Raw genomic sequence first — 1,211 nt, 5'->3', positions numbered from 1 at the left:
GATCTCCTCGCGCGGATCGCCATCGCCACCCGGCAGATCCGGCACGCGCATGCGCTCGGGCGACTGCGGCAGGAACTGCGCCAGGATGCCACCGGCGCGCCACTGCTCGCGGGCGCCGCCGGGGCCGGGCGTCAGCAACTTGGCCACCGACAGCCTGAGATCGGTCGGAATCTGCTCCGACTGACGGAAATAGGTGCGTGCCGCATCTTCCAGCGTCTCGCCATCGAGCTGGACGATACCCTGATAGCGCTGCGTATGAGCGCCCTGGTCAATGGTCAGCGCCAGCACGCCACTGCCGAGCAGGGTCTGCTGCGACGTTTCGCCTGCCGCGACCAGCGCCTCCAGCCGGTCGGCATCGAAACGCGCATAGGCGCGCAATGCCGAGGGCGTGGAGAAATCCGCGACCAGCATGTCGACAGGCCCGTCGGTGCGGGTCTGCAGGATGAATTTGCCCTCGAACTTGAGCGATGTGCCGAGCAGTACCGTCAGCACACAGGCCTCCGCCAGCAGGCGGGCGACCGGCTCGGGATAATCGTGGCGGCCGAGGATGGCGTCGAGCATCGGCCCGAGCTGGACGGTGCGGCCGCGTACATCGAGCGGGCCGACCTCGAACGGCACGACGTGATCGTCGCCGGCGTAGCCGAATTCGCCGAGTTTGGGGTGATGTTCAGTCACTTGATAGGTTTCCAACATGACAAAGCTCCAGGGCGCGGCCATGCCGCCCTCCGGGGCGCATGCGTCGAAACGCGCTTGATTTGCGTGATGCGGCGCAAATAGGCATCACACCCCCGCAGATCAAGCTCCCAGACACTTCATGCGCCAAGACACCAGGCGAGCACGGCCTTCTGGGCATGGAGCCGGTTCTCGGCCTCGTCGAAGACCACCGAATGCGGTCCGTCGATGACCTCGTCGGTCACCTCCTCGCCGCGGTGCGCTGGCAGGCAATGCATGAACAGCGCGTCCGGCTTGGCCCTGGCCATCAGCTTGGCATTGACCTGGTACGGCGAGAACACGTTGTGGCCGCGGGCGCGATGCTCCTGGCCCATCGACACCCAGCAATCGGTGACGATGCAGTCGGCCTGATCGACGGCTTCCTCGGGCGAGCGGGTGAAGTGCAGCTTGCCGCCATGTGCCTGCGACCAGTCGATATGCTTCTGCGCGGGCTCACTGCCCTCGGGAACGGCGACGTTGAGGTTGAAGCGGAACCGGGC

At 66.2% G+C, this 1,211-nt stretch carries 1 protein-coding gene and 1 pseudogene; both read right to left on the bottom strand.

Translation table 11 applies throughout. The annotated features are described in order from the left end of the window. Positions 1–717 (bottom strand): Hsp33 family molecular chaperone (locus EN935_RS36680; protein ID WP_127374270.1); only part of this gene is annotated, 717 nt, incomplete at its 3' end. A 95-nt stretch (positions 718–812) separates the two neighbouring features. Then, positions 813–1,211 (bottom strand): annotated as a pseudogene (locus EN935_RS36675) (ornithine carbamoyltransferase); the annotation flags it as partial.

The organism is Mesorhizobium sp. M7D.F.Ca.US.004.03.1.1, from assembly GCF_003998635.1.
GTDB lineage: Bacteria > Pseudomonadota > Alphaproteobacteria > Rhizobiales > Rhizobiaceae > Mesorhizobium > Mesorhizobium loti.
Note: the sequence above shows the minus strand (reverse complement) of the source record. Positions and strands in the feature narration are given on the sequence as shown.